Source organism: Vibrio sp. 1751 (genome assembly GCF_033339895.1).
Classification (GTDB): domain Bacteria; phylum Pseudomonadota; class Gammaproteobacteria; order Enterobacterales; family Vibrionaceae; genus Vibrio; species Vibrio alginolyticus.
Window position 1 is genome coordinate 145,184 of sequence record NZ_JAWOVM010000001.1, and the last position, 24,123, is coordinate 169,306.

The 24,123-nt window shown below is 43.8% G+C and carries 23 protein-coding genes and 1 pseudogene; 5 read left to right on the forward strand and 19 right to left on the reverse strand.

The window, feature by feature from the left end:
• Window positions 1-18: 18 nt before the first annotated feature.
• The 5 genes and pseudogenes from R7041_RS00640 to R7041_RS22690 all read right to left on the reverse strand — a co-directional run.
• The gene (locus R7041_RS00640; protein WP_005375743.1) at window positions 19-753 is read right to left on the reverse strand and encodes an ABC transporter permease; all 735 of its coding nucleotides are present in this window, start codon (window positions 751-753) and stop codon (window positions 19-21) included.
• Complete coding sequence (locus R7041_RS00645; RefSeq protein ID WP_206949048.1) at window positions 750-1,919, reverse strand: ABC transporter ATP-binding protein; 1,170 nt, start codon at window positions 1,917-1,919, stop codon at window positions 750-752. Before R7041_RS00645 ends, R7041_RS00640 begins: the two co-directional genes overlap by 4 nt.
• 24 nt (window positions 1,920-1,943) lie before the next feature.
• Complete coding sequence (locus R7041_RS00650; protein ID WP_017635730.1) at window positions 1,944-2,546, reverse strand: ABC transporter permease; 603 nt, start codon at window positions 2,544-2,546, stop codon at window positions 1,944-1,946.
• 287 nt (window positions 2,547-2,833) lie between these two features.
• Window positions 2,834-3,370 (reverse strand): methyl-accepting chemotaxis protein, encoded by a 537-nt coding sequence (locus R7041_RS22685; RefSeq protein ID WP_372036153.1) that lies wholly within the window; start codon window positions 3,368-3,370, stop codon window positions 2,834-2,836.
• Window positions 3,368-4,147, reverse strand: a pseudogene (locus R7041_RS22690) (PAS domain-containing protein); the annotation flags it as partial. The pseudogene R7041_RS22690 and the gene R7041_RS22685, both read right to left, overlap by 3 nt.
• A 744-nt stretch (window positions 4,148-4,891) precedes the next feature.
• On the opposite strand from R7041_RS22690, the gene R7041_RS00660 reads away from it, so the two are divergent.
• Entirely contained in the window at window positions 4,892-5,332 is a 441-nt protein-coding gene (locus R7041_RS00660) for a phosphate-starvation-inducible PsiE family protein (RefSeq protein WP_005375731.1), read from the forward strand.
• Between the two features lie 421 nt (window positions 5,333-5,753).
• On the opposite strand, the gene R7041_RS00665 is transcribed toward R7041_RS00660, so the two are convergent.
• Window positions 5,754-6,362 carry a MarC family protein gene (locus tag R7041_RS00665; protein ID WP_017635732.1) on the reverse strand — a complete coding sequence of 203 codons (609 nt, stop codon included), beginning with the start codon at window positions 6,360-6,362 and terminating at the stop codon, window positions 5,754-5,756.
• A gap of 281 nt (window positions 6,363-6,643) precedes the next feature.
• Window positions 6,644-7,069 (reverse strand): TraR/DksA C4-type zinc finger protein, encoded by a 426-nt coding sequence (locus tag R7041_RS00670; RefSeq protein WP_053303728.1) that lies wholly within the window; start codon window positions 7,067-7,069, stop codon window positions 6,644-6,646.
• Window positions 7,070-7,259: 190 nt separating this feature from the next.
• Between R7041_RS00670 and zigA the strand changes: the two genes are divergently transcribed.
• Window positions 7,260-8,459: a zinc metallochaperone GTPase ZigA gene (gene zigA / locus R7041_RS00675; RefSeq protein WP_005375723.1), complete on the forward strand. Its 1,200-nt coding sequence runs from the start codon at window positions 7,260-7,262 to the stop codon at window positions 8,457-8,459.
• A gap of 145 nt (window positions 8,460-8,604) precedes the next feature.
• On the opposite strand, the gene R7041_RS00680 is transcribed toward zigA, so the two are convergent.
• A complete protein-coding gene (locus R7041_RS00680; RefSeq protein ID WP_206949049.1) occupies window positions 8,605-9,819 on the reverse strand; it encodes a CobW family GTP-binding protein in 1,215 nt (404 codons plus the stop codon).
• A gap of 523 nt (window positions 9,820-10,342) precedes the next feature.
• Window positions 10,343-11,620, reverse strand: a complete 1,278-nt coding sequence (locus tag R7041_RS00690; RefSeq protein ID WP_206949050.1) for a peptidoglycan DD-metalloendopeptidase family protein — start codon at window positions 11,618-11,620, stop codon at window positions 10,343-10,345.
• 147 nt (window positions 11,621-11,767) lie between these two features.
• On the opposite strand from R7041_RS00690, the gene R7041_RS00695 reads away from it, so the two are divergent.
• Window positions 11,768-12,640, forward strand: coding sequence for an aspartoacylase (locus tag R7041_RS00695; protein ID WP_206949051.1), 873 nt, complete (start codon window positions 11,768-11,770; stop codon window positions 12,638-12,640).
• 207 nt (window positions 12,641-12,847) lie between these two features.
• Here the strand turns inward: R7041_RS00695 and R7041_RS00700 are convergent, their stop codons facing one another.
• The 6 genes from R7041_RS00700 to R7041_RS00725 form a co-directional block, all read right to left on the reverse strand.
• Window positions 12,848-13,861: a CobW family GTP-binding protein gene (locus tag R7041_RS00700; RefSeq protein ID WP_170890052.1), complete on the reverse strand. Its 1,014-nt coding sequence runs from the start codon at window positions 13,859-13,861 to the stop codon at window positions 12,848-12,850.
• Complete coding sequence (locus R7041_RS00705; RefSeq protein WP_017821071.1) at window positions 13,851-14,411, reverse strand: carbonate dehydratase; 561 nt, start codon at window positions 14,409-14,411, stop codon at window positions 13,851-13,853. The genes R7041_RS00700 and R7041_RS00705 overlap by 11 nt, the downstream gene beginning before the upstream one ends.
• A gap of 44 nt (window positions 14,412-14,455) precedes the next feature.
• Complete coding sequence (locus R7041_RS00710; RefSeq protein ID WP_206949052.1) at window positions 14,456-15,790, reverse strand: dihydroorotase; 1,335 nt, start codon at window positions 15,788-15,790, stop codon at window positions 14,456-14,458.
• Between the two features lie 82 nt (window positions 15,791-15,872).
• On the reverse strand, window positions 15,873-16,343 hold the full coding sequence (locus R7041_RS00715; protein WP_206949053.1) for a Fur family transcriptional regulator: 471 nt from the start codon (window positions 16,341-16,343) through the stop codon (window positions 15,873-15,875).
• 4 nt (window positions 16,344-16,347) lie between these two features.
• The gene (locus R7041_RS00720; RefSeq protein WP_025767648.1) at window positions 16,348-17,016 is read right to left on the reverse strand and encodes a DUF1826 domain-containing protein; all 669 of its coding nucleotides are present in this window, start codon (window positions 17,014-17,016) and stop codon (window positions 16,348-16,350) included.
• Between the two features lie 339 nt (window positions 17,017-17,355).
• Window positions 17,356-18,150 carry an AraC family transcriptional regulator gene (locus tag R7041_RS00725; protein ID WP_054729357.1) on the reverse strand — a complete coding sequence of 265 codons (795 nt, stop codon included), beginning with the start codon at window positions 18,148-18,150 and terminating at the stop codon, window positions 17,356-17,358.
• Window positions 18,151-18,272: 122 nt separating this feature from the next.
• On the opposite strand from R7041_RS00725, the gene R7041_RS00730 reads away from it, so the two are divergent.
• Entirely contained in the window at window positions 18,273-19,079 is an 807-nt protein-coding gene (locus R7041_RS00730) for a sulfite exporter TauE/SafE family protein (RefSeq protein WP_064354623.1), read from the forward strand.
• A gap of 123 nt (window positions 19,080-19,202) precedes the next feature.
• Here the strand turns inward: R7041_RS00730 and R7041_RS00735 are convergent, their stop codons facing one another.
• The 4 genes from R7041_RS00735 to R7041_RS00750 form a co-directional block, all read right to left on the reverse strand.
• Window positions 19,203-20,222 (reverse strand): alpha/beta hydrolase family protein, encoded by a 1,020-nt coding sequence (locus R7041_RS00735; RefSeq protein WP_206949092.1) that lies wholly within the window; start codon window positions 20,220-20,222, stop codon window positions 19,203-19,205.
• A 391-nt stretch (window positions 20,223-20,613) separates the two neighbouring features.
• Window positions 20,614-20,916 carry a hypothetical protein gene (locus tag R7041_RS00740; protein ID WP_005375707.1) on the reverse strand — a complete coding sequence of 101 codons (303 nt, stop codon included), beginning with the start codon at window positions 20,914-20,916 and terminating at the stop codon, window positions 20,614-20,616.
• A gap of 205 nt (window positions 20,917-21,121) precedes the next feature.
• Window positions 21,122-22,060 carry an alpha/beta hydrolase gene (locus R7041_RS00745; RefSeq protein WP_005375705.1) on the reverse strand — a complete coding sequence of 313 codons (939 nt, stop codon included), beginning with the start codon at window positions 22,058-22,060 and terminating at the stop codon, window positions 21,122-21,124.
• 72 nt (window positions 22,061-22,132) lie between these two features.
• Window positions 22,133-23,047: an alpha/beta hydrolase gene (locus R7041_RS00750; protein WP_017821078.1), complete on the reverse strand. Its 915-nt coding sequence runs from the start codon at window positions 23,045-23,047 to the stop codon at window positions 22,133-22,135.
• Between the two features lie 128 nt (window positions 23,048-23,175).
• Between R7041_RS00750 and R7041_RS00755 the strand changes: the two genes are divergently transcribed.
• Complete coding sequence (locus R7041_RS00755; protein ID WP_017821079.1) at window positions 23,176-24,105, forward strand: LysR family transcriptional regulator; 930 nt, start codon at window positions 23,176-23,178, stop codon at window positions 24,103-24,105.
• Window positions 24,106-24,123 lie beyond the last annotated feature (18 nt).

Consider the following 24,123-nt stretch of genomic DNA (forward strand, 5'->3'; position numbering starts at 1 on the left):
GTTCAATTTTTAGGATTGTTATTGTCTAGCTCTAATAGGGTTACAGCCTTTAGGTACAGTGACATAGGAAACGGCTCCTACCACACTGTCGATAGCGATAGCCAACATCGCTGTAGGAATAGCGCCTGCCAGCATCATGATGGGTTCATCCAGATCAATACCGGTAAAAATGAGCTCCCCTAACCCACCGCCACCAATTAAGAAGGCCAGTGGCACGGTGCCCACGTTGACAGCTAACGCCGTGCGGATACCGGCAAAAGTGACGAACAGCGCATTAGGAATTTCAACCTGAAATAACATTTGTAACTCGGTCATACCAATGCCTGACGCCGCTTCTTTTAAATGAGCGGGCACTTCTTTCAGCCCGATGTAGGTGTTTCTGACAATCGGCAACAACGAGGCAATCGTCAGCCCAAATACCGCAGGCACGGTGCCAATGCCAAGAAAGCTCATTGCCAGCGCAAGAATAGCTAAAGTAGGAATCGTGGTCCCCACATTCAAAACCTGCATCGCCGATTCTGCGACTTTCTGAAAACGAGGACGGCTGAGCAATACACCGACGGGAATAGCGATTAGGATCGCCAATCCACCAGACAGCAGCACCAGTTCAATGTGCTGAACCGTCAAATAAACAATGTCTTCTTGGTAGTAGAGGAAATCATCGATCGTACCCGCGCCTTGTAAATAAATACCCAACGCAAAGACACACGCCAATAAAACGAAATAGTAGGTTTGTTTTAGCTGATTGGTCACGATGCCTCCTTAGCCTGATGCAATGGCTGTGGCTCACTAAGAGAGGTATCGCGCTGATAAGTTGCGCCTAGATAATGAGTAATGCCGCGCTGTGTGACTTCGCCCACTAAGCGGCCATTCTCGTCAACACACGGCATCCAAACAATGTAGTGCGTGAACATCTTCGACGCGACTTTACGCAGATCATCCGTGGTTCGGGCGATTGTTTTCAGGCCGACATAATGTTCGCCGCAGTACCCCTTCATATTGATTGCTGTAGCTTTTGGCACATAACCGATAGGCTGGTGTTGGCCATTTACTAATATCACGGCGTCGCGATACCCATACGCGTCAATTTTGGTTAAAGCGTCGGCAAGCGTCTCGTTAGGTTTCACGTGCGCAAAGGTGGTCTGCATGACGGACTCAGCCGTCACTAAGCGTAGACGTTTAAGTGCGCGATCATCTCCGACAAAGTTTTTCACGAAATCATCTTTCGGGTGTGCGAGCAAATCGTCAGGCGTATCGTACTGAACCAGATGACCATCGCGGAAAATCGCAATTCTATCGGCCATTTTGACCGCTTCATCAATGTCATGACTGACAAACATGATGGTCTTGTTGAGCTCTTGCTGCATTTTAAGGAACTCATCCTGGATTACTTCACGGTTGATCGGGTCAATCGCACCAAAAGGTTCATCCATCAGCATGACGGGAGGATCCGCAGCTAGCGCTCGAGCAACTCCAATTCGTTGCTGCTGTCCGCCAGACAACTCATTTGGATAACGATTAAGAAAGACACTAGGATCAAGAGCAACCATCTCCAATAGCTCTTTTGCACGCGTCATGTATCTTGCCTTATCCCACCCTAATAACTTGGGAACCACCGCGATGTTTTCGCCGATCGTCATGTTGGGAAATAAGCCAATTTGCTGAATAACATAGCCGATGTTGCGGCGCAGAGTGACTGTATCCATCCCAGAAGTATCTTCACCGCCAAGATAGATCTTGCCCGATGTCGCGGGAATAATTCGGTTGACCATTTTCAGCGTGGTGGTTTTGCCACAACCGGACGGGCCAAGTAACACACATATTTCACCACTGTGAACTTCCATCTCAATGTGATCTGCGGCAGTCACCGGGCCATTAGGCGTTTCAAAAATTTTGGTTAGCTTGTCAATTTTGATCATTTGAATGTCCCTATTATTTGTCCTTTATCGAGCAGCGGTTAGGCCCGGTGGCGTTAATCTTTTTTGTAGTCGAATCAATCCGTAATCCGCGATGATAGCCAGAAGGCTGACGGCGATGGCACCAACGATCAGTTGTCGAGGATCACTTTGCGAGATGCCACGGCTGATAAACACGCCCAGCCCACCGGCTCCGATATACGCGGCGATCGCCATAACGCCAATATTCATTACTACTGCCGTTCTCACACCCGCCATAATCACCGGAATCGCCAATGGAATTTCCACCATTTTCAAACGTTGAAAAGGCGTCATCCCGATACCGCGAGCAGCCTCTCTGAGCGATGGTTCTACGTTGTGAATTGCGGTATAAGTGTTGCGAATAATAGGCAGCTGAGAATAAAGCAGTACGGTAATCACGGCGGGCACGTAGCCAATCCCATGACCAATGGTCGATAAGAGAGGAATCATCAAACCAAACAATGCGATTGAAGGAATGGTGATAATGATGGACGCTACGTAAAGCACCACTTTCGCAGCGCGCTCATTTTGTGTGATAAGAATGCCGATAGGTACGCCAGTTAAGATGGCAAGCCCAACAGCCAGAGCAACCAAAGAGATGTGCTCCATGGTAAGCGTACCTAGCAGCGCTAAGTTATCTATGGTGAAATTTAGTAAGTCCAAGTAGGTCTCCCCCAACTGTGATTCGCAACCAAGTTAACAGGAGATTAAATTACGCTACTTTTTATTAACAGTGTTGTAAAATAGCGACACGTAAAGATAGAAATACGAAATATTAAGAAAGGAATGAACTGGCTTTCTCATCACCAAAAACACGCTTGATTGGCGATGAGTAGCACTAGTAAACAATTTGATTATATAGGAACTTAAAAGCCTGTGCTGGCATGAAGAACTGACTACAACGAGCGGTTAAATTGCTCCACGGCCTCTACAACACGGCTAGCGCCATCTTGTATTTCATTCATCACATTGCCTGCTTTTTCAGAGAGCTCTAGCGTATCTAGTGCTTCTTTTTGGCATTTAGCGATCAGCTTAACTGCGTTATCTGTTCGCTGTAGGTTTTCACTGACCATTGTGACAATTTCATCGGTGGTTGCATTGGTTCTTGTAGCAAGCTGTCTGACTTCATCGGCAACAACGGCAAAACCTCTACCATGCTCACCCGCACGAGCCGCTTCTATCGCCGCATTTAACGCCAATAAGTTAGTTTGGTCAGCGATACCACTGATGCTATTTACCAACTCGCTAATACGCGATGAGTGCGCTTTAAGCTCGTCAATCGCGGTGTTCGCTTGCTGCATTTGCTCGGAAAGTATCTGCATCTTTTCTAACGTTGAGCCTATAACCTCTTGCCCTTGCAGGGTTTGTGTACCAGTTTCTTGCGAGATTTCATTCGCCAATTGCGCAGCCTGGGCCATTTTCTGTTCCTGCATCACCTGCTGGGTAATATCTGTCGCGAACTTAACGACCTTGTAGAGCTCTCCTCTGTCGTTATGGATAGGGTTATATGAAGCCTCTAACCACACCTCTTCACCATGACGGTTAACTCGTTTGAATCGCTCTGATGAAAATTGCCCTTTTGCTAAACGTTGCCAAAACTCACGGTAAGCTTGAGAGCTCGACTCTTCCTGATCACAAAACATGCGATGATGCTTCCCTAGAATCTGATCAAGCGTATAACCCATTGTGTTTAAGAAATTATCGTTGGCTTTTAAAACATGGCCATCTAATGTGAACTCAATCACCGCCATAGAACGACTTAATGCATTTAGCATGTCCTCTTGCTCACGGGATGATTTGATCGTTCGCGTAAGTTCAGAAGCAAAAACAAAAAAGCTTTCTACTTCTCTGCGCTCATTTAAAACAGGCTGGATAATCGTTCTTAACCAGGCTTCCTCACCATTACCTTTCTGTACTTGCAATGCCCCATTCCAGAACACTTTATCTTGGACGGCTTTCTTCATTCGATGAAAGTGGTCTGTATTGCGCGAATTTGACGGTACCAATTCAGTAATTGATTTCGTTAAGATCTCATCATCATGTAAGAAAAGTTCTTGCTGTAGTTTAGTATTTGCAGAAGTAATGATACCTTTACTATCCAATGTTAAGCGGATCATCTCTTCATCTAAACTGGTTTGGATTTGCTGCAGGATTTGCAACTCCTGCTTTAATCGTTGATTTTCTTGTTGAAGCGACTTATTAAAAAACATGACTTTCTCTCATTTGACCGACCTTCGGATTAGTCAAAGGTTTATTATTTGTATACCGAATAAACTGCAAGCGGCAAAATCGTTTGGTTGCATATTCAAACGCGATTTCTATTTCTTATCAAAGGACCCCGCAGGGAATACGGCGATTTTTTCTCCAGTGTAACCTAAGCGCAGTATACTGAAATTTCTTCAGCACCCAAGTTGTTTATATATTTATCAATATTAAAGCTCTTTATCGCCAATTTGAGGTTTATATTTGTGGATATACTTATATGGAGAAGTGGTGTGTTCAGATCAATAAGCCTTTTCATTTAAAAAAAGGGCCTTGACTTAGTTCCAATAATTTTCGCCGTTTTACCGCTTTTCCACCCGACTTTTGAGCGATTACCCACTCCTTATTCGCTTGTATTTCTATTAACAACGCACGGAGCAACAAGCGCATCGATTTGCCCAGTATCAATACGTTGTGGTATTCGCTCATTCAGTTTGCCGTGAAGGTGATGAATCACCACCTCATCAGTCGATTCGTCACGATCAGAAATGAGGCAATGAGGTAATAACGCATGACACCAGAGATTACATTATGTGTCCAACATTGTGCCCACTCCTAAGTTTCATAACTTCCTTCCCTCGGACGCTTCTATCTCTCACCACAGCAACTATGCTTTAAACGACATGTATTCAATTGTCTAGCTTCAACATATGAAGGTTAAGTGAACATAAACAAGCGAAGGAAACAGGGCCATGGAAGTCGATAAAAATGATAAGTTAACAAAAAAATTACAGATAGTGATTCATTGGTCTGTAAGAGTATTGTCGATAGTTATGTTGTTTGTAATCGTCATGGGTGTGATAGATGTTGCATGGACGATATATCAAAAACTTATCACGCCACCTAAACTCATTCTGACGATTTCAGATATGCTAGCCACTTTTGGTGCTTTTATGGCCGTTTTAATTGCTATTGAAATTTTCATCAATATAACTATTTACCTGAGAGAAAATGTTATTCATGTAAAAATCGTCATGGCCACCGCGCTGATGGCAATCTCCCGAAAGGTCATTATTATAGACTTTGAAACCTTGTCTCCAATGTACCTGATTGGAATTGCGGCTGTAGTTCTTAGTATGAGTCTTGGTTACTGGCTGATCCATAAACTGCCCAATAAGAGCCATACTGAATAAACTTCTCAGCCTCCCGACTTTTCAGATACTCTCACGGCATGAAAAAGTCTTGTCTTGGCACGTTGAAGCTAATAAATTCCTCCATGCTAGGCTCTATATACTGCGAGACTACAAGATTATAGAGTAGTGCCTAAGCGGAGAAATTATCGATATTGTTTTCTAGCAGCTAATCTTTGAGTATTGGCACAGCTCAATGGGGGGCAAGTGTTGCTCCAGTTCCCCCATCTGATATATACCCTCAACATCTATGCATTTTACTTTCAACTTTTCCGTGGTCCTCTTAAACAAGGTCGTCACGAGTAGCCTGAAGGATTACATCCGGCTAGAAGTAACAGCCAGAAAAGTGATTGTCAGGTGGTCGGTCATCTCGCCGTAAAATTAGCTCTTAACGTATACCTTCAGCTCAGTTTGCGAAACAGCCTTAAAGGTCAAAGTAACTTTCAATCCCATTCAGAGTGTTGGTCGTGGCCACAGCGGCTAATATCAACCCCATGATCCGACTTACAGCACTAGCTCCTGTATTCCCAATAATCCTGTGTATGCCGCTGGCCATTAATAGCAAGATATAAACAACCAATAGTACCAGCAGCATCATAGCCACGGTCTGGACTTGCTCCCAAATATTAAACCGCACGTTCTCTGTGAGTAAAACGGCGGCTAATATTGCGCCAGGGCTAGCAATTGATGGAATGGCTAGAGGAAAAACTGCTGTATCATGATGACTATTGAGCGTTCTGATTTCTTCTGCTGGTTTACTCTCACCAAATATCATAGTCAAAGCAAACAAGAACAATACGATACCGCCCGAGATTTGAAACGCAGACAAGGGAATACGCATTGCTGTAAGTATGATTTCACCAGCAACAACAAAAAACAGTAGGATAGCAGCGGAGAATAGAGTCGCAAACAGAGCGACCTTACGCTTTGCCACTTCTTCATAGCTTTTTGTGGCTGCGATAAAAACGGGCACAGTACCTATGGGATCGATGACAGCAAAGAAAAAGATAAAAGTTGCCACAAAGTCAATCATTGCTACTTCTCCAGTACCAATTTAGCTTTAAGGATAGAAGATCAGCTTGAAGTAGCAGAGAAAATGTTTGACGCTAACATAGCGAGAGCTCATTCAGAAAAACAAAAATGATGCGTTATTTACAATACAGAACTTACTTCTATCCTATCGATAACTATTAATATCTCAAAGGTAATGACTACCATACCTAACGGTAGTCGCCATCGCTTTAGACTTCTCAGAGAACATCAAAAAAAAACAAGTGAACGAGAAGAATATCGACGTCATAAGATAGTGAGGCTTTAGTGTTTATACCAGTGCTCTTTTGACTCCATTTGAGCTTTTACTTCTGCACTATATTCAGCAGTAGGTCGTGCCAATAACCTTGGAATGCCGATAGGTTCTCCGGACTCTAAACAGTAACCATACTCCCCTGCGCGCAAACGAGCTAACGATTGTTGAATCTTAGGTAACAGCTTTTGCTCTCTGTCTATGATTCTTAATGCGATTGCAGATTGCTCCTCACTGGACGCCCTATCGCTTTCGTCACTGAATTCCATTGGCGCAATCATCTCTTCTTTCGCGCGTTCAATATGCGCTAACGTCGATTCATAAAGCTCAAATAATCGGTTTTCAAAAAATGCGAGCTGAGCTTCATTCATATAATCCGCCTCGGGCGCTGCAAGAATTTCTTCTTCTGTCATGACATGCTTTTTCTCTTCGTTCATAGAACCTCCACACCGAGATAAGAGTTCGATCTCTAAATTCCGGACATCTGAACCTGTGCAACTAAACGACAAATAAAGCCGCCAATAAGGTGCAGTGCTCGACACACTCACAAACTGCTTGATGCCAGAGTTAAGATCACCGACTATATTAATTGTTATATTATAACATTACACTATAAAGAGCATGAGCATGAACACCCAGAAACTCCCTGTTACGGTTTTGTCCGGCTTTCTAGGCGCAGGAAAAACAACCGTTTTAAGTCATATTCTTAACAATAGACAAGGCAGAAAAGTCGCGGTCATCGTCAACGACATGAGCGAAGTCAACATCGATGCAGCGACCGTTCAGAATGAAGTTTCTCTCAACCACAGTGAAGAAAAGTTGGTTGAAATGAGTAACGGTTGCATCTGTTGTACCCTGCGTGAAGATCTGCTTGAAGAAGTCACTAAACTCGCGCAAGAAGGCAGATTCGATTACTTAGTTATCGAGTCCACTGGCATCGCCGAGCCACTCCCCGTTGCAGAGACTTTTACGTTTGCCGATGAAAACGGGCTTTCACTTTCAGACGTTGCACGTTTAGACACCATGGTTACGGTGGTTGATGCGATTAACTTTCTGCGTGATTACGATGAAGCTAAGTTCTTAACAGAGACAGCCGAATCATTAGGTGAAGACGATGAACGCAGCGTTGCTGACTTACTCGTTGATCAAGTAGAGTTCGCTGACGTTATCTTGATAAGTAAAACCGACCTTGCTGAGAAATCAGAAATCGAAAGGCTTCTTGCGATTCTTAAAACTCTTAATACATCGGCCACTATTCTTCCTATCTCGAATGGTGAAGTAGAACTTGATGCGGTACTCGACACACAAAGCTTCAGTTTTGAAAAGGCACAACAAGCCCCAGGTTGGTTGAAGGAAATGCGAGGCGAGCACATACCGGAAACCGAAGAATACGGCATTTCCAGCTTTGCCTATCATGCGAGACGCCCTTTCCATCCAGAGAAGTTTTACGACTTCCTCCACAATGCGAAAGATTACGGCAAACTGATTCGTTCCAAGGGTTACTTTTGGCTAGCAACCAGACCAGAGTTTGTCGGTCAATGGAGCCAAGCGGGAGGCATCGCACGTTATGGTGTTGCGGGTATGTTTTGGAAAGCGATTCCGAAGGAGGAATGGCCGACGGATCAAGATTACCTAGATGCTATAAACGACATTTGGCAAGAACCATACGGCGATATGCGACAAGAATTGGTGTTTATTGGTCAGGGATTAGAGCAAGAGAAATTGATTGCTCGTCTTAACGAATGCTTGTTAACAGAAGATGAGATGGAGCAAGGACTCGACTATTGGTTATCTCTGGAAGACCCTTTCCCTGAATGGGAACAGTAAACGACTGAGATACAAAAAAGCCTCTCACCATTCGAGAGGCTTTCTCGTTACACAGAGCCAATTTTGGTATACCGAGCCAATTCAGTAAGTCCGTTCTCGAAACAACCCGAGCAAACATGCAGCGAGGGAATCCTCACCATCGCATTCAAACCGTCTTCTTCTGGCTCAACTTAGCTATTTTCTTTGGCCAAGGATCTTCAAATGTTGCCCCTTGTTGCCATTGCTCCAATTCCACATCCGTTAAAAAGCAGTTTTCCAGCGCATCAATAAACACATCGACTTCGTTTTCTTGCCCAATCACCGTTAAGCGACAACGACGATCACCAAAGCGGCTTTCAACGCTGTCTATCTTATCTTGTAGGATTTGACGATGTTCCTCTGTGAAGTTTTGCGATTCGTCATTGATTACCGAAGCGCGCCAAAAGCCTGTAATTTCAAGCCCCACATTGCCGTTTACTTGGCTCCAAAGTAGTGAAACATCGTCTCGAGTTGGGAACCAAAAGAACCCCTTACTGCGGAACACACCTTTAGTTAAATACTGATGGCAGGTATTCCACAAACGCGCAGGATGAAAAGGTCGATCATCTTTGATCACTTTGGCGACAAGGCTTTGTTCGTCTTTATCAGAGAGATTCAACGGCTCATTCGCCGTCTCACGAAGTTCTGCGGTTAACTGCTCAACGAGGAAGAAATTGTAGTCTTGCTCACCTTTCAACATGCGGATATCTAAGTTTCCCCATGACGTTTTGATTATCTCGGTGTAAACATTAAGCGGGTGAATCGCCTGCGCGATGTTGCGAACGGTATTGTCGTCCACTTTGTCCGTCTTGGTGAGCATGATACGGTTTGAGAACATGATTTGCTCTACCAACAAGTTTTCAACGCCGCGAACACCCTGCTGCACGTTCTCCTGCCACTTAGGGATTAAGGCAGAACCTTGTCGATAGTCATCTCGCAACCAAGTCGCATCCACCAACGTAATTACGTCTTTGAGTGCGAATTGTGCGTTGTTTTTAAAATACTCAACCAAAGGCAAAGGATGACTACTGCCCGACGTTTCAATCACAATCCATTCTGGCCATTTTTCTGCGCAGAGCTTTTTAAGGGCTTTATCGAGCTGCTTTACACCACTCGGGCTGCTGATGCTGTCTCCACTGATCGTGACAAAGTTGCCCTGCTCTTCACTCACCGCATCGGTATTTAAGATAAGCACGCCATCAACGTCTAACTCACTCATGTCATTCACAATAACGGAAAGATCAATACCAGAAGAATCGGCTTGTTGAAGAATGTTGCGTAAAAAAGTGGTTTTCCCTGACCCGAGAAACCCATGCAAAATAGTGACTGGAATTGATGGCATACCTTTGACCTACAAACTCTGAATAAACACATGTTATAACATAACAATTTGATGAGTTATAGAAGGAATCCAATTGCTGTCTTAGACCCAAAGCTTAAGAATCGGTAAAGACCACAGAGACTGATTTTTCAGAACTCGCCTTCGTTTCTCAGCACGTTTCATCACCAGCAAAGGTCTGACTATTGATAAAAACAATAAGTGGTTACAAAACGACCATTGCTTTGTTTATAAAATTGGAGAAAGATGACAATACAGCGATTTATAGGAGGTGGTGTTATGACTTTAGTTCTTACCGTTCTTATTTTCCTAAGTTGTATTGCGATGCTCGCGATTGGTGTGATGTTTTCACGTAGGCCGATCAAAGGCGGAGGTTGTTGCAAAGCGTCCGATGTTGCGGATGTGGGCGCACGTAAAAGAAAAAATCGCAGTCATTATTCTTCTAGGAACACATATTGAGACTCACCTATTGCTCCAACCTCACAACACAAAATAGCATAACTGAGCCCCAACAAATTGTCGGGACTCAGTTTTTCGTTTCTACTAGATAATCAAACTCTGATACTCGCGCCAAAAATGAAGGTTTCTGGATGTTAGGAAGCGACTTCGCGATAGGTAAGTCGGCTTTCATTGCATCAACCGGACGATTACGAACTAAAACTTCAAAATGTAAATGTGGTCCGGTTGAACGACCAGTATTCCCAGAGAGGGCTATTTTTTGCCCACGCTTTATAACTTGACCTTTTTTAACCAAGATTTTATTCAAGTGTAGGTAACGAGTTTTGTACACACTGTTATGTTCAATCACTAAATAATTACCGGCATAAGGGTGCTTGCGGACCGCAATTACTTTTCCATCCCCAGTAGAATAAACTGGCGCACCGATTGGTGTCGCGAAATCCGTTCCGTTATGCGGGGTGACTCTTCCCGTCACTGGGTGTTTACGCTTAGGGTTAAACCCAGAGGTGATTCGGCGGTATGCCCTATCGACAGGATAACGGTTAAACGCTCGCTCCAAACTGTTACCAGCTCTATCATAGAACCGTCCATCCTCGGCTAGAAATGCAGCGACTTCGCCCCTCGCTAAGTTAAAAGAAATAGCCTTAATCTCACTATTGCCAGTTTTGTGTTCACCTAAATATTGCTGTTTCACTAATATATCGAAACGGTCACCGGCTCTAAGAGATCGCGCAAAATCAATCTTATCTTTCATCACCTGCGTAATATTTGCGACGTGGCCTGATGCCAATCCTACTCGATGTGCCGAGACTGAAAAACTCCCTTTGATTTCTCCCGAAAATAAGGTTTCACGCCATTCCCCTGAAATTTCCTGAAATTCGTAAGAGAAGGAGCCATCGTTTTCTCTAGTGTAGATAGCCCTCTCTACAAGGCTCATATGATAAATTAGTCGACTCAATTGCCCCATGTCATCCATCACTAATTCAAGCTCTTCACCGGGCTGAATCATATCTAGCTGGAGGTGATCAAGATCAACTGAGAGAATTTGCTGCAAAATACCGTAAGGGAGACCCAATTGAGCGAAGATACCACTGAGCGTATCTCCCACTTTAACTATGTAGTGTATTTGTTTAGGTTTAGGTTTAGGTTTAGGTTTAGGCAACGGAGTCAAACTGATATCTGAGGGAACCACTATCTTTGATGATGGAGGTGATGACGAATCACTGCTTTGATTCAGTTGAGTGCTGTGACTATCTTGATTTGGCTCATCCTCTGTAGGTAGAAGCAAAGCGACCGAAAAACAAAACACAGCAACGATTAAAGCAATAAATTTAAACTGACTCATGAGAAACTAAGTATCAATAACAACGATTGTTATGTTATAACATATCTAGGATTATTTTTACTCAGTTTAGTAAACGTTTATTCAGTTCACTGGATTGGCTAAGAGAAGACCAGTCATTCAACCCATTCTCTTTGAGAAGGCTCAATAATGAACACATTCAATTCAGCACTTATCGTTGCAGGAACACACGGAAACGAACTTTCTGGTATTTATTTACATAAACTAATCAAAGAAAAACGTTACTCTGTCAATAGATCAACCTTTTCAGCCTGCTCGATCATCGCAAACTCCGAAGCAGTAAAACACAACGTCCGATACATCGATACAGACTTAAATCGCGAGTTCTCAGCAATGAATAGCAATCATTGTCCTGGTTTGCATGAAAGCAAGATTGCACATCAATTTATCGAGAAATATGCAAACCAAGAAAAACTGTTGATTGTTGACCTGCACAATACAACAAGCAATATGGGAGCGACGTTGATTTTGCTTTCTAACGATGTGTTTTATCGGAAACTGGGCGCGTACGTCAAACAACGAATGCCATCAGCACATGTCCTTTTCGAAGAGCGAAAAGAATGGCAAGAGCAACCTTACCTTTGTACTGCTGGGCAATATGGAATAATGATTGAGGTCGGGGCGCAAGCACATGGTGCGCTAGAGTACAGTACGTTGGAGTTGATGAAACAGATGCTTACCGCAGTATTGGACTATGTTGAAAAGCACAACCTCAACCAAATAGGCTTACTGAGCGATTATGAGGCGTTTTTTTACACCGAAGAAATCAGGGTTCCACTTGATCAAGAGGGTATGCGGCAAGCACTAGTACACCCTACTATTTGTGGCAGAGATTTTGAGGCGGTCAAACCAGGAGCACCTTTATTAGCGACTTTCGCTGGTTATGATATCCATTGGAATGGCAAAGGGGAAATTTACCCGCACTTTATCAATGAGAGCGCCTACAGTACCGCAAATATAGCAATGGCCCTCGCTAAAAAAAGACGTGTTTCTTCCGTGTAACTTAAAGCAAGTAATTAGGCCACGTGTAACGTGGATACCTCACCCCATGAATAAAACTGTGCCTGAACCGCATAGGCAGAAAATACGGGTACTAACCCCACCCTAATACGGCAGCATAAGTGCCCTAAGCGCAGCTTTAAAAGAAACCCCACTAGAATTTTAAGGAGGTAAGACATTATGGTTAAAAGGAGAGTTTTCTCTTTTCTATCATGATGCCTTCTCCAAACATCGAAATAATCTATCTTCAAATTGGTCATCTAGACCGGAAGAGATCAGTTCTAGGCGGCTTTCTGAACACTCGTCTAGTTCAAATTCTGTGAGTCCATCTGATGTTAGATTGTAACCAAAAATACCGCTTCCCGTGATAAAAACCGCTTTCATTCGTTCGACCTTGAGGTCGAGCAGCAATAATCTCAGCTTTTGATGTTCGAACACGTTTTCAGCGGATATACGCCAACCGATACTGTAGAAACCTTCCCCCTGATTGGTTGCTTTTAGAATGCCGCTCTCAGGCATAGGCAACTCAGGAACAAGTGACTTTTTCTCTCTTTCACGATAAAGAACAGAGGGCGTTTTTTGCACGTCAATACGAGTCGCTCCCTCACATTCATGAAAAGGGATAGCGCCATGTTCAGCGAAAATCACTTTTGTTTCCCGCAGACCGAGCTTTGCTATATAAGCCGTCAGCTTTTGCTCATCTTCATCTTGATAGAGATCGCGCTTATTACCTACCACTGTATCTGCGATAGTGATTTGCTGGTTAAACGTTTCATGCTCAGTGTACTTAGGATCCGATAGTTTACGTGCATCGACTAAAGTAATGTTTTTTTGCAAAGCGAGAATTTGACGATAATACTCGGTCGATAGCACTTGCAGTACTTCTTTAGGATGACCAAGGCCTGTAGGCTCAATCAACAATCGATCTGGCCTTGCTTCAGACAATAATTGATTTAAGGCGATTTGCATCGGAAGACCTGCTGCACAGCACATACATCCCCCGGGGACCTCTCGAATAAACACTTGGTCTTGTTGTTTTTTTTGGCCTTGTAACAAGCTGCCATCAATACCAACTTCGCCAAATTCATTGACCAATACAGCCCAACGTTCATGACTCGGTTTATGGGTCAATAAGTGCATTATTGCCGATGTTTTCCCCACCCCGAGAAAGCCAGTGATGATGTTAGTCGGCACTCGCGAAATCAGTGGCTTATTAAAGTTCATTGGCAATTCTCCGGTAGCCTTGGACTAGTTCATGGTTGGCAGAAACGACGGATTCGGAAAAAGCTGAATATTCTGGCGGCACTTTAGAGATACTCTCTAAATCAAAACCGACACCAATATTGGTCATCGGTGGTACATGGAAATAAGCGGGTAAATCGAGGCCATCGACGACACAGTTATGACGAATAACACACCTCTCACCGATGACGCTATTGAACACGACGGAGTTGAAGCCAATGAAAACATCATCACAAACCTGGCAAGGACCATGAATAATCGAACGATGAGCAATGGATGAGCGCTCACCAATGGTCACCGCAGCCCCTGCCTTAGAGTGAATTACGACACCATCTTGGATATTGGTGTCACGTTTGATGACGATAGCTTCCATGTCTCCATGGTTATTAACTTCGTCAGCTCGAATAACAGCATAGGGTCCAATAAAAACGTTATCCTCAATAATGACTTTGCCACAGATAATAGCGGTTGGATCGATAAAGGCTGTTGAGGACACCTGTGGCATATGGCCCGTTGGGTTTCTTCTTAACATAATGCTTCCAGTTTGTTTATGGCTCTTTCTTTGCGGTCAGCGACTTAACGATTGAAGGATAAACGCATCGCTCCAGCTGGTTTATCGATGACTTTGTTATTGGCATAAACTAGCGCGCCATTGACCCAAGTCTTTTGAATTTGAGCTGAAAATTCATGTCCAGCAAAAGGCGACCAACCACAGTGATATAAACTGTTTTCGTTGCTAACTCGTGTTGGGGTATGAGCATCAACCAACACCAAATCGGCGTAGTAACCTTCACGAATAAAACCTCGGCCTTGAATGCCATAGCGAATGGCCGGGTTGTGCGCAGTTTTTTCGACTACTTGAGTCAAACTCATATGACCTAAACGGACATACTCGAAGAGAGTAAGTAACGCATGCTGAACTAACGGCAGTCCGGCTGGAGCCTGCTCGTAAGGCACTTGTTTTTCTTGCCAAGTGTGAGGAGCGTGATCTGTTGCAATGATATCTATTTGCCCCGTATTTAACGCTTTTAACAACGCATCGCGGTCACTAGGAAACTTGATTGAAGGATTACATTTGATCAAATTACCAAGAGCGCCATAATCTTTGTTGCTGAACCAAAGATGGTGAACACAAGCCTCCGCGGTGATTGATTTATCTCGAATGTCTCCCTCGTCAAAAAGTGCTAGCTCCTTCGCCGTTGTGATGTGCAGCACATGCAGTTGGCTGTGATACTTTTTGGCAAGTTCTACCGCATAAGAAGATGAAGCGTAACAGGCCTCTTCGTCACGCAAAATGGGATGGTCTTCGATAGTGAAACCTGGCTTCTTAAGCCTTTGCTTTTGCTGGTTTTGTTTAATAACAGTCCCACTTTCACAATGAGTAACAATGAGTACTGGAGAGTCACGAAAAATTGACTCCAACGCTTGCGGATCTTCGACTAACAAATTTCCTGTTGATGCCCCCATAAATACTTTCACACCACAATGTTGTTTGGGGTTAAGTTGTTTAATCTGTTCAAGATTGTCTTCGGTTGCACCGAGGTAGAAAGAATAATTCGCAAACGAGCTTTCTTTAGCGAGAGCGAACTTGCGCTCTAACGAGTCAATAGTCGTTGTAGCCGGACTAACATTGGGCATTTCCATGTAGCTTGTAATACCGCCGGCTACCGCTGCCCGCGACTCGCTTGCAATTGTGCCTTTATGTGTCAGCCCAGGTTCTCGGAAATGCACTTGATCGTCAATCATGCCTGGCAGTAAATAAGCCCCTTTAGCATCAATTACAATATCTCCGTGTTGTACGGATATATTAGTAGCAATCTTGTCAATTCTTTGATCAACAATACGTAAATCTGTTTCGGTAATGGCTCCTTCGTTGACCACCCGAGCGTTTTTAATCAATGTTGCTGACATAATTCATTCTTTTAGATAATTTATAAATGTGGCCAATACTCGGTCACCTTGTGAAGCTATAAGGGGAGATCGTGTGTCTGCCTCATAGGGGGCGGTTTGCGCATTCATCGCAAACACAGGAAATCTCAAATTGTGAGCTAAGAACGGTGAAGCCTTCTTGTATGGCTTTCGCACATACGCTAGAAATAACATTGGCTTCAACCGCTATTTCACTAACCTTTCCACACTGAGAGCAAATCAAAAACTGTGGAACGCCATGCTCCTGATCGCACGCGATTTGAGAACAAACGACGTATTTACTAGATGTATTGAGCTTATGGACAAAGTGCTCTGCTTCAAGGAAATCGAGTATTCGATAAACCGACATCGCTTGAATGTTTTGAGAAAAGTTGTGATTGCAGTAGTCAACTAGTTCGTAGGCAGAAAGCGGCTTCTCCGCATATAGCAGCGAAGTCAGTATCAATTTCCGTTTAGTAGTGAGTTGTTTACCTCGCAGCAGGCAGATTTTCTCTACCTGCTTCATGACGTCATCTACCGTTTTGAGCTTTCTCATATCTCTAGATGAAATCCAATGTGAGTAGTAAGCGACGTTCATTATCTGCAACATGTGGAGAGCGATGTATAAGTCCAGTGGCTTCATTGCCTTCCCAACCACTTCCTTTGAGCAGGGCAACATCGCCAGGCTGCATTCGTCGTATGGCACTTTCAGAGTCGTATAAGCCCGATAGGTGATCAGGTTGACCAAGACTACCGGCACCGAGTTTAGTGCGATCAATGGTATCGTTGGTTAACCATTCGGTCGCTCGGCCGGTATAAGTTATGACAAGTCTGCAAGGCACACGATCAAAGTGAAATTTCGGGCACATCGGGCTGTCTAGGCGAGTTAGTCTCAAACCTGCTTCTTTAACCTCAAACAAACAGCAGAACATATCGACGATTAAAGCAACATCTTCACTCAGCGCATCAGCACACGCATAGCCCTCTAACTTGCTTCGTACCCATTGTGCAGCATCATCTGGCGTGACACTTTGTACCAGTGCCAATCTAGGCTCCTGAGCCAGCATCAGATTAATGTCCTTCGTCAACTCTTTCGAGAGCGTTCGCTGCCATATGGCAATATTGTGCTCTGGTTTGTAGATGTCGCTAAGTATGTTCGCTGATGTCGATATCGCCAACGATGATGTTGTTTGGACACGAAGCGGGTTCTCAACTACATCAATGCTCATATATCTTCCTCCCAAGCGTTAAAAAGGTCAGGTAAAGGTTTTAATAACGTTGATTTTCTAGGGCTATGAGACCTAGTAATCGTTACGATTTCGCTCTAGTTCACGGACATATTGACACAGTCCCACCCCATGTAGAGTCAAGTCAGACAGCGCTTGTGAAGAAATCAACGTTTACTCTCTCTCAATAGGAGACTACTGGTTGTGAGATCAATTCTTTAAACAACAAATTGTAGAGCCCCAAACAAGGAAATGTTATAACATAACAATTAATATTTTCAATATTTACCTTTTTTGATTAAAGATAATTAGGGGAACATCATGAGCATGCGAGCACGGAAATTATATTCCGCGATTAGAAAAGTAACGCGTGGGTGAATCGCCATAGACCCGACGAAACATCGCAATAAAGTTACTGGGCGTCGAATAACCTAAAGCATGTGCAATATCTCCCACCGATTCCCCTCGAGCTATCATTTCTAATGAATGTATTAGCAGTACTTGTTGCCGCCATTCACTAAAACTCATGTTTAACTCACTTCGAATCAATCGTCTTAACGTCCGAGATGAGACTGCCCCAATATTGGCCCAATGCTCTACAGAATGCTTGCTGTTTGGGTCTATTAAAATTGCTTGAGTAACTTTTTGCAGTCTCGGATCTCTGGGCAGCGGGATGTGGAGTGACTCATGAGGGCTATTGACGATTTCATCGGATATTACGGCAAGAATACGTAAAGACTGTATGGATAGATCGTCTGTTTTGCTCCATATCGATGCTCTAACCGATAGGGCTTTCAACACATCGCTCATTTGGATAACACAAGGTCTCATTGGAAACCGCTCACAACTCTCTGGAGTAAACAGTAATGAACGACCTTTCAGAGAACCACAAAAATAAACACTGTGCATCGCACCCGGGGGGATCCAACCAGCTCGGTGAGGTGGTAGTATCCACGTTCCTTCATCGGTTTTTACCTGTATTAGCCCTTCATCTATACACAGTAACTGGCCTCGATGATGACTGTGCCAATTATGTGGCCGTTGATCCAAATGGTTGAAGTCGCTCCTTTCATGCTGCCACTCCTTAGCGATCAGTGCGGCGCCATTTTTCCATTCGCTGTAATCAGAGTTTGTCACTTTATTTACTCAATTCCATTTTGGCCATTATTCATTATTTTCTGTCCTCTTAACGTTACCATAGCAAGTTCACGTTCGAGTAACATTTTAGCAACGACCATTTTATCGAAGGCAGAACCATCATGAACGAACCTATCTTTATTATCTATTACATTACAGCAGGCTTGGGCATTGGCTTTCTCGCAGGACTCGTTGGTGTGGGTGGTGGTGGAATGGCCGTCCCTATTTTTGCGTTTCTATTTTCACTACAGGGAATAGCTGATACGGAAGTAGTGCATCTTGCGTTGGGGACATCAATGGCTTCGATGATTGTTACAACATTGGGCAGCATGCGCGCTCACTACAAAAAAGAGAATGTAGACTCGACAATGGTAGTAAAAATGTTGAGCGGAGTTCTAGTCGGAACATTTTGCGCCACATTCGTAGCATCGTATCTACAAGGCGTCTATCTGGCAGGCTTTTTTAGCGTATTCATGTTGTATGTTGCTTATAAGATGTTCCTCAACACTGAAAATGAGTACAACCCGAACCCACATGGAGCTATCGGTAATATCACTGTAGGCTCGGTGATTGGCTCTGTATCAGCACTTGTCTCTATAAGCGGTGCGGGGTTGATCATCCCCTATCTTGTCCAGCAAAATTTTGAGGTAAAACGTGCTATTGGTACCTCTGCTGCGATAGGTTTCCCTATCGCGCTGTCAGGAAGCCTCGGTTACATGTTAAACGGATGGGGAAACACAGATTGGAACAACTTAGTATTAGGATACATATACCTTCCTGCAATGCTCAGCTTCTCCATTAGTAGCTACTTAACTACTAGCCTCGGCGTGCGTTGTGCAGCGTATTTCCCAAATAAAGTTCTTAAGAAAATCGTTGGTATTTTGTGTGTTCTTCTAAGTTTCAAAATGTTGGTACAAGTACTTAGTTAGAGCAAATAACACGGTCACTAGTAGGCCTTGCACTATGGTGAAAGGATAAGCCTGCAAAAACTTACTTCTCGCTTTGCTGGTCCAAGCACACAATGTGTAAGAAAGCTCCTCATTGTTGCACTCTTATGACTTTGTTAACCTGGCCAGAATTACATCCAAAATGTGCTGATGATTGTCCTTTCTGGAAACCTCGTCACGCTCCTGGCAAAGTGCTTCCTCCCCTTCTGATGCGAGAATTTTAATGCCACGCTCAGTACATTCTGAGAACGCACTAAACTGACTCGCACTGGGGATCTCTTGAAACGTCACATTGGGAAGAGCAACAAGTGATTCGGCTGGTGTCAGTGCGGGATGTAGCCGATCAGAGAGCGCCACCACGGTGATAGCATTGTTCATCAAGGCCAGAGTTTCAGGGACAAAAGTTTTCGTTAGCTCAGGGTTGATAACGACGACCGATTTCAGTTTGTTTTCAGACTGAAATCGGGGGAATTTTTGATCCGGGATGCTGGTAATATCAACGTTATTTTCACGTAACCAATGACAGTCTACATTGGTGGCGTTGTGACACGATGTTCGATATTTCTCCGGGCTTATTTGCGCTCCGGAGAGCATCAGCATAGATGTGCCGCCCAGAAAAAAGCCGACCCCCTGCACTGCATCAGTATCTACGCCTGCGGACAGTATCCCGACCGAACTTAATTCGTTCAGCCCAAGCACCAAATCACTGGTTCTGAATGTGATTTCATCAACAGCCATTTCTGCATTGATTTCGTTCGGTGCAGGAGGCTTTGGTACCACAACGACATAACCTTGTTGCGCCAGGCTCGAGGCTATCCAACCACTGTGGGAAAACGCTGACCGTGTTCCGCCCTGCGACAAAAGCACAACGGGAAATTTTCCACTTGCTAAAGGGGCATCTAACTGCGTTTCGACTGATTTAAAAATGTTCCCCCTACCAAACGAGAAGTTGTTTTTTTCGTTCGTTGTGGGATACCAATAATAGACTTCCACAGGCTTGTCTCTGTCTTCACTGAATCCCGTTTTGACTGTTAGCGCAGAATGGTATTTCGGCTCATTCGTACTGGCGCTGACACTGACACATAATGTAGCGAGTAGAAAAGACATTATTATTTTGGTTTTCATTTTTCCCTCAGCCGGCAAACACATTCTTCTGCACGGCATCTGAAGATAACGAGCAGAAGAATATCCATATATTTTGCGAAACATAGCAATTAAGCTATTCATAGTCGAGGTAACCCAAAGAAAATGATAGACCGCTCCAGCTAGAGCCTTTCTTTTCAATAATTTTCTGCGGATATCCACCATGCAGAAGTTTGTACTTTACTCATTGTCAACGACTAATCATGGCCTCTTAAGGCAACATTAGAAAACCAACCGTATTCACAATCCATAACTCGTAGTTACACCGATGTATATCTAAGTGAGCTGAAGCTTCATTGCCCATCCAGTGCCCTTTGCATTTTTATAGCAAGGTAGCCAAGCACCATTTTATTACGGACCATTGCTGCCTGCGCTAATGCTTTTGTTTTGTATCGTAACTGATTTGCTTACTGACGTTCTTTAGTTGCACTCCTACCTTATTAAATGCCTTTTGAATAGTTGTGGAAACATGCTGGCGGCCCTCTCCTTCAAAAAAGTTAGCTCGATCTTGCTTCGTTTCGAATACACAGACTATTTCTAAACTTTGTGGAAAAGAAGAGAATTTGACGGTATGAGTCACCCAAAGAAAGCCATCGTAGCCTTTTAGCGTATCTTCACAAACTTCGGTCAACACTTCTCTAATTAGATTCTCGACCTTCTTATCTGATTTGCGCATAAATTAAACTTCATTCCTATCTAACGCCTTTAATTAGGTTTCAGTGTACATTGTCTTAAACAGTATTTGGCAGTGGTATTTAGTCAATAGCCTGTGGATGAGGTTATTCGCACGAAGATTTACCGACCTACTCGCTTCGAACTACATCTTACGCTGTTAAAAATAAGCGCTTTGCAACTCTACAAAACGCTTCTAACTTATTAGATTATTTTAAGTGTGTTTCAAGGAATGCAGAAACCTTGTCCATTGCAATGCCGACTGCTTCTGGATGGTCATACAGTTCATAGTGAGACCAATTTTCCAAATTAACCAGCTGTCGGTCTTTTGATTGGACAGAGCGGCCATAAATTTCCTGCCCATCACGATAAGCACCAAACGCCCCGACTTTTTGCCCTACCACGGCCATAACAGGCTGAGTCAATAACGTTTCGGCAAATGCAAAGGCATCCCAGCTCAGTGTTTTCTGTGCATGTGAAAACAGCATACGAGTTGCACCACCTTCGGTTTGTCCACGTGATGTTTTGTAGTATTCAGTAGCTTCGAACACGTCTCGTTCTGTTAATCCATTTTCTTTTGCAAATTCAATATTTGGAGGAAGAAGTTCATCGATTTTCAGCTCTGAGCCGCGAGCTTCGGCTGTTCTCTGTGCAGCCATAGCTTCAAGATTGGCGATAGGGTCGTACATACTAAAGCCTTCACGGAACAAGCGGCCTAAGTTAACAGGCGTAATACCTACGACAGCTTTCAAGCGCTTTTCGGTTAGGGCTGAATTGATCATGTAACCACCACCGCCGCAGATACCGAGTCCACCAATTCTATTCTCATCGACATATGGTAAAGTTACTGCATAGTCGATAACGCGACTGATATCTTCAACACGTTGACTTGGGTCTTCTACGTAGCGAGGCAATCCTCCCGATTCTCCTTGGAAGCTCGCGTCAAATGCGATCACGACGTAACCTAACTCAGCAAGGGCTTTACCATAGACAGCGCTGGATGTTTGTTCTTTACAACTACCAAAAGGATGAACGCTTATCATTGTTGGGTAGCGTTTCGATTCATTGAAGCCTTCTGGAAATAAAATTAATGCAGACATATCCCAAGCCATATCAGCATTTCTAAAAGTGATTTTTTGCATATTCATAATCAATACCTTAAGAGTAAAAAGCCTTGAGAGCAGAAAGGCTCGAAGCAATTGAGCCTTTCATCGGGAATATTAAAGAGTGCGTTGGAAGAAAGATGCGAGTTGGGATACTGCGTCATCGACGTATTCGGCAACATCATAAAGCGACATATGGTTTGCACCATCAATGGCATACAAGGTTTTATCTGAACTCGCTGCACGTTCTATCAGGTCATCACTCATCCATTTGCTGCCTGCGTCACTACCAACGACAGCAAGAATTGGCTGAGTTAGGAATGCTTCCGCTTTGTGGTACGCATCGTAAGTAATGATCTGGTTTAAGTTACGAGTTAGAGCAAAACCCGGCGCATTTGGATGTTCACAACGTGGTGTGTGGTAATACTCCCAAGCTTCGCGTAGCTCTGCATTTGAGGCATCTTCTTCACGCATCGGAGCTAGAGGAATAGTCGCGAATTCTGTACCATTCGTGTCGGTTGTGCGAGCATTCGAACCAAATTCTAAGTAACCAACAGCGTCAGCATCGTTAACCGAATTATCCCAACCATTACGGAACATTTGGCCAATGTTTACGGCACTAACCATACCCAGTGCTTTGATTCGACGATCATTGATCGCTGCATTTGCACTATAGCCCGCACCAGCACAAATCCCCATTGCGCCAATTTTATCGTTATCGACGTACTCTAACGTTGTCAGATAGTCGACGACTGCGCTCACGTCTTCAGTACTCGTGTAAGGGTTTTCCATTTGGCGAGGCTCACCTGTACTTTCACCTTGATACGAACGGTCAAACGCAATGGCAATTATGCCGCTTTTTGCAAGTTTACTCGCATATAGGCCTGCGGTTTGCTCTTTTACGCCACCACCTGGGTGTGAAACAACAACCGCCGCATATTGTTTACTTGCATCAAAATCTGTAGGGAAGTTGATAACCGCTGAAATCTCAATACCTTGACCATTGAGATTTTTGAAAGTGACTTTAGACATAGCGACATTCTCCATTAGAGGTTAACTGTTCATCTCAGGCTGACCTAAGCTTCGATGTAATATTAGTCAACACACTGTTTCGGATAAATATCGTTTTATCTACATGACTGTTTAGTTATACTTAACAAATGAGAATAGAACCTTCTTTAATTTCATCACTGACGTGGTTTGCACATATTGCTCGCCATCGCAGTTTCACTAAAGCAGCCTTAGAAATGGGGGTAACCCGTGCTGCCTTATCACAACACCTAAAAGCGTTAGAACAACAGCTACAAGTTCGGTTAATTAATCGAACCACCAGAAGTATGTCGCTGACGGAAGAAGGCCAACGTCTGCTTGATATTTTGCAACCTTCATTGGTGAACATTGAGCAGGTCGTTAACGAATTGAACGACTCTCATCTTGAGCCTTCGGGATTAATCCGTATCAGTGTATCAAGAACCGCTGCTCGGCTGCTTATTGAGCCCTATCTAGGTGAGTTCCTCTCTCGTTATCCTAAAATACGCCTAGAGCTAATCATGGATGATGGGTTTTCTAACATCGTCGCAGAAGGCGTTGACGCTGGCATTCGCTTAGGATTAAGCTTAGATGAACATATGGTTGCGATCCCTATTACTCCGCCGTTAACAACGGCAATAGTGAGCTCTCCTGAATACTTTAGGCAAAATGGACTACCTCAAACTCCTGAGGATTTAGAAGATCACAATTGCCTTGCTTATCGTTTTACCTCTAGCGGAACAATTGATCATTGGTCGCTAACCTCTCCAGATGTTGCAAAGCGCACCCTCGTTTTCGAGCCTAAAGGCAATGCTATTTTTAATGATGACTATAGTATGTTACAAGCTGCAATACAGGGTGTGGGTTTAGTGAAGCATATTGATTTATGGGTGGAAAAGCACATAAATGAGGGAAGATTGACCCGAGTTCTGACACCTTGGTGCAAAGAGTTTCCAGGGTTTTATTTGTATATACCTTCACGAGAGCATATGCCGAAAAAAATCCGCGTCTTGATGGATTTTTTAATCGAAAAGCGCGAAGCTCTGAAACCCAAAGAGTAATTGTCAAATTGCTTTAAG